The organism is Chrysiogenia bacterium (assembly GCA_020434085.1).
Taxonomy (GTDB): domain Bacteria; phylum JAGRBM01; class JAGRBM01; order JAGRBM01; family JAGRBM01; genus JAGRBM01.
The window spans coordinates 19,596-28,482 of record JAGRBM010000258.1 but is presented as its reverse complement, the minus strand read 5'-3'; the positions used below and the strand labels follow the sequence as shown (position 1 = coordinate 28,482).

Annotated in this window: 9 protein-coding genes; 5 read left to right on the top strand and 4 right to left on the bottom strand. The window is 62.5% G+C overall.

Annotated elements, in window-relative coordinates; genetic code table 11:
- A partial coding sequence (locus tag KDH09_08650; protein MCB0219748.1) for an AarF/ABC1/UbiB kinase family protein occupies nucleotides 1–559 on the top strand: 559 nt, incomplete at its 5' end.
- A gap of 45 nt (nucleotides 560–604) precedes the next feature.
- The gene (locus KDH09_08645; protein ID MCB0219747.1) at nucleotides 605–1,915 is read left to right on the top strand and encodes a protein kinase; all 1,311 of its coding nucleotides are present in this window, start codon (nucleotides 605–607) and stop codon (nucleotides 1,913–1,915) included.
- Here KDH09_08645 and KDH09_08640 read toward each other — a convergent pair.
- The 4 genes from KDH09_08640 to KDH09_08625 all read right to left on the bottom strand — a co-directional run bounded on the left by KDH09_08640 (nucleotide 1,912) and on the right by KDH09_08625 (nucleotide 6,038).
- Nucleotides 1,912–3,111 (bottom strand): hypothetical protein, encoded by a 1,200-nt coding sequence (locus KDH09_08640; protein ID MCB0219746.1) that lies wholly within the window; start codon nucleotides 3,109–3,111, stop codon nucleotides 1,912–1,914. The genes KDH09_08645 and KDH09_08640 overlap by 4 nt on opposite strands.
- Before the next feature lie 131 nt (nucleotides 3,112–3,242).
- The gene (locus tag KDH09_08635) at nucleotides 3,243–4,229 is read right to left on the bottom strand and encodes an electron transfer flavoprotein subunit alpha/FixB family protein (protein MCB0219745.1); all 987 of its coding nucleotides are present in this window, start codon (nucleotides 4,227–4,229) and stop codon (nucleotides 3,243–3,245) included.
- A 44-nt stretch (nucleotides 4,230–4,273) separates the two neighbouring features.
- A complete protein-coding gene (locus tag KDH09_08630; protein MCB0219744.1) occupies nucleotides 4,274–5,062 on the bottom strand; it encodes an electron transfer flavoprotein subunit beta/FixA family protein in 789 nt (262 codons plus the stop codon).
- A 334-nt stretch (nucleotides 5,063–5,396) separates the two neighbouring features.
- Entirely contained in the window at nucleotides 5,397–6,038 is a 642-nt protein-coding gene (locus KDH09_08625) for a TetR/AcrR family transcriptional regulator (GenBank protein ID MCB0219743.1), read from the bottom strand.
- Between the two features lie 199 nt (nucleotides 6,039–6,237).
- On the opposite strand from KDH09_08625, the gene thiS reads away from it, so the two are divergent.
- The 3 genes from thiS (at nucleotide 6,238) to aroC (ending at nucleotide 8,813) form a co-directional block, all read left to right on the top strand.
- Nucleotides 6,238–6,438, top strand: coding sequence for a sulfur carrier protein ThiS (gene thiS / locus KDH09_08620; GenBank protein MCB0219742.1), 201 nt, complete (start codon nucleotides 6,238–6,240; stop codon nucleotides 6,436–6,438).
- A 155-nt stretch (nucleotides 6,439–6,593) separates the two neighbouring features.
- Nucleotides 6,594–7,658, top strand: a complete 1,065-nt coding sequence (locus KDH09_08615) for an MBL fold metallo-hydrolase (GenBank protein ID MCB0219741.1) — start codon at nucleotides 6,594–6,596, stop codon at nucleotides 7,656–7,658.
- 78 nt (nucleotides 7,659–7,736) lie between these two features.
- A complete protein-coding gene (gene aroC / locus KDH09_08610; GenBank protein MCB0219740.1) occupies nucleotides 7,737–8,813 on the top strand; it encodes a chorismate synthase in 1,077 nt (358 codons plus the stop codon).
- Nucleotides 8,814–8,887 lie beyond the last annotated feature (74 nt).

Sequence of the window (8,887 nt, the reverse complement as noted above, 5' to 3'; positions counted from 1 at the left end):
GCAGCGCGCGGCCCTCACGGCGGCACATTCCTTTTTCCAGATGATCTACGGCGACGGTTTCATCCACGCGGACATGCACCCGGGCAACGTCTTTTTTCTCAAGGACGGCACCTTCGTCCTTCTGGACCTTGGGCTGGTGGCTGAGCTCTCGGACTCGGACTTCAAGGACAACACCGACTTTTTCTTTGGACTGGTCACGGGCAACGGCAAGGAGTGCGCCCGGGTCATCATGGAGGGGTCTACCTGGAAGGCCCGCAGCTTCAAGCCCGAGGCCTTCGAGAAGGAAGTGGTCGATCTGGTGGCCCGCAACGCCTCGGTGGCGGCCGGGGACTTCGAGGTCAGCGAGTTCTCCGGGGCTATTTTCGACATCCAGCGCCGCCACGGCCTGCGCAGCAACCCGAATTTCGCCACCACCATCATCGCCATGATCGTCTTCGAGGGGATCGCCAAGCTGCTCGACCCGGACCTGGATTTTCAGCAGGAGGGCCGAAAGTTTTTCGCGCAGGCGGTCAGCAAGCGCTACAATCCCAGCGCGCAGGCCGGCGCTGCCGGCGGCTAAATCCAGCAGATCCGCGCCGGGAAGCACCCCGCGCCTGGGCTCTCAATGGCAACTCTGAAAGCTCGCCAACAACTTGGAAAGTATCGAATCCGTCGGCGCCTCGCCGAGGGCGGCTTTGCCTCCGTCTATGAAGCCTATGACACCATCGAGGGAATCGACGTCGCCATCAAGGTGCCGCATGAAAGCTGGACGAAGTCAGAGGTATTGAGTGACTTCCAGAAGGAAGCGCGCATCGTCGCAACACTTGACCATCCCTGCATTCTGCCGATCAAAAATGCCGAGATTCTCGACGGCCAGTTCATCATCGTTTACCCGCTGGGCGAAGAAACACTTGAGGAGCGGCTGGATTCGCGCATCGCTACGCGGACCTGCCTGGATTATGCCGAGCAGTTGCTCGCCGCGCTGGCCCATGCCCACGCCCATCACATCATTCACTGCGACGTAAAACCCGACAACATCATCCTCTTCCACGGCGGCATTCTGCGTCTCACCGATTTTGGCGTGGCCAAGGTCAACCTGCATACCAAGACAGGCACCAGCGCCGGGACGATGGGTTACATGGCACCCGAGCAGGCGCTCGGGAAACCCTCCGTGCGCTCGGATGTGTTCTCCGCCGGACTGGTGATCTACCAGATGCTCTCGGGAGAGTTGCCGAGCTGGCCCTACAAGTGGCCGCTTCCGGGCATGGCGCGCCTTCGCACAAAGGTCCCGCCGGGCTTCATCGACTTTCTTCGCAAGGCGCTCGAGATCGACGACTCCAAGCGCTTCTCCAACGCCATGCAGATGCTGGCCGCATTTCAGCGACTCAAGCCCGCGGCCCTTCGCTTTGCCGCGGGACAGCGTCGCCGGGCTCGAAAGAAAACGAGTCCCAACGGCAACAGCAAGAACTGGAAGCAGATGCGCGAACGCGAATTCCTGCGCGAACATCGCAAGGACCTCGAAATCCGCGACAAGTGTTCCAAGTGCGGCGGTCCGGTTTCCGAGCAGATGCAGAATTGCCCCTGGTGCGGAGTTCGGCGCGCAGTATACAAGGGACCCAGCCGATTTCCGGCGCACTGCCCACGTTGTAAGCGCGGCGTAAAACTCGACTGGACCTACTGCGCGTGGTGCCACGGAGCGGCGATCGGTCCCGTCAGTGATCGCTCCTATTCCGACCGCCACTATGAGGCCAACTGCAGCGCATGTGGCGGCGAGCTGATGCGCCACATGCGTTATTGTCCGTGGTGCAAGACAAAGGTTCGGCGTGTATGGAAAGTCGCCGGCACCCGCGAGCGCTGCCCGGGCTGCGGCAACGGCGTATTGCGTGATTACTGGGACAATTGTCCCTGGTGCGGCAGAGGCCTTCGAAAACGCTAGGGGAGCCATTGCGCGGCGGGCACAAAAACCCCGCCGACCGCGCAATCATCCGCCCCCGCATTGAGCAGCCCGCCCATACAGGCACCGCCCGAGTCCGTGACGCTCATTCCATCGTCACTTCGCAGCACGTCGAAATCGATGCCACCCTCCCAGAGCGGATCGCCCGTGGTAGCGGCGTTGCCGTCGAGGTCGCCATCGATTCCGATGCTGCCTGTGAGCGAGAGGGTCGCCGGCGTTGACACGTTGGGTTCATCCACGAAAGTCTCGGTCCAGACCAGACTGCCCGAGAGCGTCGTCGTTGTTGCGCCACTGCCTCCGGCAACGCCCACGTCGGCGGTGAAACTGCAGTCTTCAAACGAGAGTGTGTCGCGCTTTGTGTAGCCCGGCGCCTGCTGCAGGTTTCCCGCGTCGTCGGATGTGCCGGTCAATTCGCTGAGCAGCCGAACAATCCCGCCCTGCGCAACGTTTCCGCACCCGGCGGCCTGCACGATGGCGCGATCTTCAAAGGAAGTATCGGCGCCAGGCTCCAGTTCCAGAATCACTTCGGCGCAGTCCCCCTCGGCCATGCCCGCCGATGCGATCCCGAGATGGCAGTCGAGAATTTCCTGCGCGGCAGGTAGCTCCACGAAATCGAGCAGCACGGCAAGCGCGTCCGAATCTTCCCTGGTCACCGCGACCTGCCCCATCGTTCCGGCATTGCCGCCGGCCCCGACGATGATGTTCGTTCCCAGCTCGACCGTGTCTGAGAGGGCCTGCACGACGACGCTGCCGGCCTTTGCCTGGACCCAGCTTGTCACCTCGCATCCCGAGGAGTTGTCGTTGATGTTCGCAATGATATTCGCCGCGACGAGAGTGTTGCTCAGCGGACTGGTGTTGCTGTTGTCGTAGCAGGTCCACGCGCCCATCGGCCCGCCGCCGTCGGGATCGACCGTCACGCCATAGAGATCGTTGTTGTCGGTATCGCCGGCGACGTTGATGATGAAGCGGGTTGTCGGGAGGGAGTCGAAAACGCCGTCACAAAAAGTTGCGTTGGAGCCCGAACACTCATCAAAGAGCGCGCCGGGAATGCCGCTCGCCGAAAACAGGGGCTGGGAGAGCGCGACGGGCTCAATCGTGCCGGGCACGACCCGAACGAGGGTTTCCCCGCCACAGCCAAGCGGCAACAGACACACGAGCATCAGTAGCAACCGCCCCATTGCTGATTCCTTTCGGATTCGATCCCTGCTGAACCTGACCGCACTACTTTAGGCGAGAGCGCGCGCAAGAAAAAAGCCCCGGTCCTTCGGACCGGGGCTTTTCATTGATTCAATTCGAATCGGACCGGGGATCAGCCCTCGGCCAGAAGCTTCTTGAACTCTTCGGTAAGCGCCGGAGCAACGTTGAACAGGTCGTCCACGATGCCGTAGTCGGCGATCTTGAAGATCGGGGCATCCGGATCCTTGTTGATCGCGCAGATGACCTTGCTGGTGCGCATACCGGCCAGGTGCTGGATGGCGCCGGAGATGCCGAAGCCCAGGTAGAGCTCCGGGTTCACGACCTTGCCGGTCTGACCGATCTGCATTTCATGCGGGGCGTAGCCCGAATCCACCGCGGCGCGCGAGGCACCCACGGTCGCACCGATGACGTCGGCCAGATCTTCCATGATCTTGAAGTTGTCGGCGCTCTTGAGGGCGCGGCCGCCCGAGACGATGCGCTCGGCTTCGGTGAGGTCGGCCTTGGCGCCTGCCTTGGTCTGCAATTCGGCCACCTTGCAGCGGATGTTGGCGCTGCCGGCGTCGACGGTTGCGGTCTCGCAATCGCCGCCCGTTTCTTCGGCCGCCGGGAAGGTGTTGGCGCGAACCGAGGCGATCTGCACGCCCTCGGGAATCACGACCTTCTGCTGGATCTTGCCCGAAAGCGCCGGGCGCGTGCCCTGAAGCTTGCCGTCACCGTTGATCTCAAGACCGACGCAGTCGGTGATGAGGCCGGAATTCAGGCGCTGCGCCACGCGGGCAGCCAGGTCACGACCCATGGCGGTGGCACCGGTGAGCACGATGGAGGGCTTTTCGGCCTCGATCACCTTGCATACCGCGTTGGTGTAGCCTTCGGTCGAGTAATTCTCGAGGTCGTCGCCCTCGACCACGAAGGTCTTGGACACGCCGACCTTGCCAAGAGCGGCGCCGACACCGGCGATGCCCTTGCCCACGATGACGGCCGTCAGCGCGCCGCCGTTCTTCTCAGCCAGCTCCTTGCCGATGGTGGCAAGCTGGCGGGTAATCTTCTTCACTTCTCCGCCGCGTTGTTCGGCGAAAATCAGAACGTCTTTTTCTGCCATTTTCTTAAATCTCCTTCCAAGAAGTCACCAAAGGGGCGGCCCCTTTAGATGACCTTGGCTTCCTCGCGAAGCAGGCGAACCATTTCCGCGGCTGCGGCGGGGACTTCGCCGTCAAGAATCGTGTTGCGACGGGCCTGTTCGGGAATGCTGGCCTCGACGACCTGCTGCTTGACGCTGAGCGCGGCGGCATCAGCGCCCAGATCGGCGGGGCTCTTCTTCTCGAAGGGCTTCTTCTTGGCCTTCATGATGCCGGGAAGCGAAGCGTAACGGGGCTCGTTGAGGCCCTTCTCGGCGGAGATAAGTGCCGGGAGCGTGAACTCGAGGACTTCCTCACCGCCTTCGACGCGGCGCTGGGCCTTGCAGGTAGCGCCCTTGCCGTCACCGGTGATCTCCAGGCTGACGACGATGTTGGCCTGGGGAACGTCGAGGATCTCGGCAACGCGGCTCATGGTCTGGGCAGCGTCGTCATCGATGGCCTGCTTGCCCGCGAACACGACGTCGGCGTCGACGCTCTTGATCGCAGCGGCCAGCACGTTGGCGGTCACATAGGGATCGGCTCCGGCGAGAGAGTCGTCCCACACCTGAACGCCCTTGTCGGCGCCCATGGCCAGTGCGGTGCGGATGGTTTCGACACAACGATCGGGACCGACGCTGATGACGGTCACTTCGCCGCCGGCCTTTTCCTTGGTCTTGAGGGCTTCCTCGACCGCGAACTCATCATAAGGGTTCATCACCCACTTCACGTCACCTGTCTCAAGGCTCTTGCCGTCACCCGCGATCTTGGGCTTCGTCTCGGTGTCCGGCGTTTGCTTGACGAGGACAACAATATTCACGCTGCGTTCCTCCTTCGGAAGGCCGGCTCGGTTCCTCCGGCCGGTTCTCGTTTTTCTTTCTCGCCTGGTGGCCAGGCCGGGAAGTCGGGCGGGGCCCTCATCCGCGACCGGTGGTCAACCGGCGGTTCTTTCCCTTGTTGTTCAGTCGGCGCCCCCCGGCGCCTTACCCAATCACACAGCCCCCGGGGAGGGGCAAGGTCCGGCCGGTGTTATGCCCTGAGCAGGGTTTGCCGGCGCGCTCAAAATCGTCTGGTTTGATGTCGGGGTTGCAGCGCTTGCAGCCACTGCTGCCGGTGCGCCCTTCGAAATCGCGGCGCACCGTAGCACGGCCCCCCTAGCCCGACAACCTCTGTTCGGCCCCCTTCGGAGCGCCCTGCAAGCCCTGCAGAAACAGCTGCGAGAGGTGCCTGCCGGCCTCATTGAGGGAGAATTTCTGCTCCTTGTTGGCCCGCAGCCACTGGAGCGAGACCTCGTCCAGGGCCCCGAACAGGGCGATTCTCGTGATCCGGGGGTCCAGGTCGTCGCGAATCATGCCGGCACGCTGCCCCTCGATGATCAGGTTGCTGACGGCGTCCAGATAATCGAAGAAACGCCGGGGCACGTATTCCTTCATGAATTTGTGGCTCTGGCGCAGCTCAATGGTGATGACCTCTGCCATGTCCGGGTGGGTTTCCACCAGATGGAGGTGGAAGAGGATGAATCGCTCGATCCGCTGGACGGAATCGAGCCCCGGGGCATCGATCTCCTGGCGCAGCGCCCCCAGAATGTTGCCCATCATTTCCTCAAAGAGGTGGATGAGGATGTCGTCCTTGCTCTTGAAGTAGAGATAGATGGTCCCATCGGCGACCTGCGCTTCCCGAGCGATCTCGCTGATTTTCGCGTTGAAGAAGCCCTTGCGCGCGAAGATCTTCGCGGCGGCCGAGAGAATGCGGTCGTGTTTCTCTGCGCGGGCTTTGTTGGTCTTTTCGTCGGCCATGGGAGTCTTCTTGTCTCCGGGGTGCGCGCCGGACAATTGCCGGGGCCTGCTGACGGAAATGGCTCATCCTATTAGACTGGGCATCCGGAATCGGCGGGGCGGTCCGCCTGAATGAATGCTCATTCAGTGTCTAACCGATCACGCTGCGGCGTGTCAACCGGTTTTGGTGCGGTGAATTTTCCCGCGAAAGGCGGCAATTGTGCAGATTCAGATTAACGGTGAACCAACTGAAATTACTGAAGAATTTACAATTGCAGGGCTCCTGGAGCATCTGAAAATCGAGCCCGAACAGGTCGCTGTCGAGATGAACCGTCAGGTCGTCCCCCGCGGCGCCTGGGACGAAACCACTGTCCGGGAAGGCGCAGCGATCGAGATCGTTCGCTTCGTGGGAGGCGGCTGATCTGAGCTGCGTTCAGCAAATTCTTGACTAATTGACTCGCGAGTCAACACAATGAATTCCAGACGAACCGTCGTTTGATCAACGCCGGCGCCGACGAGACTGCCTCCGATAGTTGGAGCTTCGCGGCGACCCGCCCAGCGACAGGACCCCCAGCGATGGAATTCCCCCACGGCTCCCAGTATCCGCGCGCGCAGATGACCGACGCCCCCCGCGGCGTGCATCCGATCCAGACACCGACTCCCTTTGACGAAGTCGCCACGGTAAACAGCTACCTCGTGGAAGGTGGGCCGCTCACCATGGTCGACTGCGGCGTGGACATGCCCAACTCCTGGAAAGCCTTCAACACCCAGCTCGACGCACTGGGATACCGCCCCGAGCAGATCGAGCGCATTGTCATCACCCACGCCCATCCCGACCACATGGGCTTTGCCAAGCGCCTGCAGAAGCTCTCGGGCGCGACCATTTATGTCGGGGAAAAAGAGGCCAAGGCCTTCGACATGGGCCGCGAGGAGCGGCTCAAGCGTATGGGCCCGCTCTACCGGGAGTTTTTCGCCCGGCTGGGCCTTGGCCAACAGATCATCGCCACCATGGTGGGCATGCACGAGATGGTGAAGGGAATCGCCCCTCCCTTTGAAGAATTCGAGACCCTGGCCGAGGGCGACCGGGTCGAATTCGAGGATTTCGGCCTGGAAGTGATGCACAACCCCGGACACACCTACGGGCTGATCTGCCTGCATGAGCCCGAGCGCCGCTTTCTTTTCTCCAACGACCACCTGCTTCAGGAAACCAGCCCCAGCCCGGTACTGGACCTGGGCGAAGAGGGTGAGGCGGATTTCGAAAGCAAGTTCCGCTCGCTGGTCAGTTACTACGAACAGGTGCGCCGCGTGGGCGAGATGAGCTTCGACTGCGTACTGCCAGGGCACGGCGCTCCCTTTGTCGGGCACCAGCGGGTGATCGAGAGCCTCATGCGCTTTTTCGACAAGCGCCAACTCAAGATGTGGAATCTCCTCAAGGAAAACGGCCCCCAGAACGTCAGTAGCCTGGGCCAGCTTCTCTTCCCGAAGGTCCCGCCCATCAAGGGCTTCCTCATCGCCTGCGAGGTGCTGGGCAATCTCGAGGTGCTCGAAGAGCTGGGCGCGGTAGCCCGCAACTTCGATGGCACCCACTACCTCTTTGAGGCGGCGGGCGAGCCTCCCTTTGAATCAGGCCCGGCAAGCTGAGACTTTCTCGCACGCCCGGTTCGGTCTAGTATCCCTCTCCTGCGCCCCGCGGCGCACGGCAAGGGAGCCGAGGCTCGCGTGAACACTTTCGGACAACTCTACCGCTTCACCACCTGGGGCGAGTCCCATGGACCCGCCGTGGGCGTGGTCATCGACGGCTGTCCGGCGGGGATCGATATCTCCGAGGAAGAGCTGCAGGTTCAGCTCGACCGCCGCCGTCCGGGCCAGAGCAAGGTCGTCACCCAGCGCCAGGAATCCGATACCTGCCAGATCCTCTCGGGCGTGTTTCGCGGCAAGACCACCGGCCATCCGATTTCCGTCATGGTCTGGAACAAGGACGCCCAGAGCACCAAGTACGACGAGATCGAGGACAAGTGGCGCCCCGGCCACGCCGACTACGTCTACGACAAGAAATACGGCATCCGCGATCACCGCGGCGGCGGGCGCTCCAGTGCGCGCGAAATGATCGGCCGCGTGGTGGCCGGCACCCTGGCCATGAAGATTCTCGCCCCCCTGGGCGTAAGGGTCGTCGCCTACACCAGGCAGGTCGGCGAGGTGGTGGCCGAAACAACCGATTTCGACGTGATTGAGCAGAACCCCGTGCGCTGCGCCGACGCGGCGGCTGCCGAAAAGATGGTCGCGCTCATCGAGAAGGTCCGCAAGGAAACAGACTCGATCGGCGGCGTGCTCGAAGTCGTGGCTCTCGGGGTCCCCGTGGGCCTGGGTGATCCGGTCTACGCGCGGCTGGATTCGAAGCTCGCCGAGGCCCTGATGAACCTCAACGCCGCCAAGGGCGTGGAGATCGGCAGCGGTTTCGACTGCGTCACCATGCGCGGCAGCGAGCACAACGACGAAATGGAACCCGACGGCAAGGGGGGCGTGAAATTCCGCAGCAACCATGCCGGCGGCGTGTTGGGCGGAATCAGCAGCGGCCAGGACATCGTCTGCCGCGTGGCGATCAAGCCCACGGCCAGCATTGCCCAGGATCAGGCCACTGTGACGCGCAGCGGCGAGGCTGCCACCATCAAGGTGGAAGGCCGCCACGACCCCTGCGTGCTGCCCCGGGCCATTCCCGTCGCCGAAGCCATGGTCGCCTGCGTGCTGCTCGATGCCCTGCTCTCGGCCCGTGCACGCAATCAACCGGCGGGTTTGTAGAACCCGCCTCGCTCCGGTTATAGTTTTCCTTTATGATTTGAGGCACTTGGCCGAGCGCACCTGAACGGCCACAG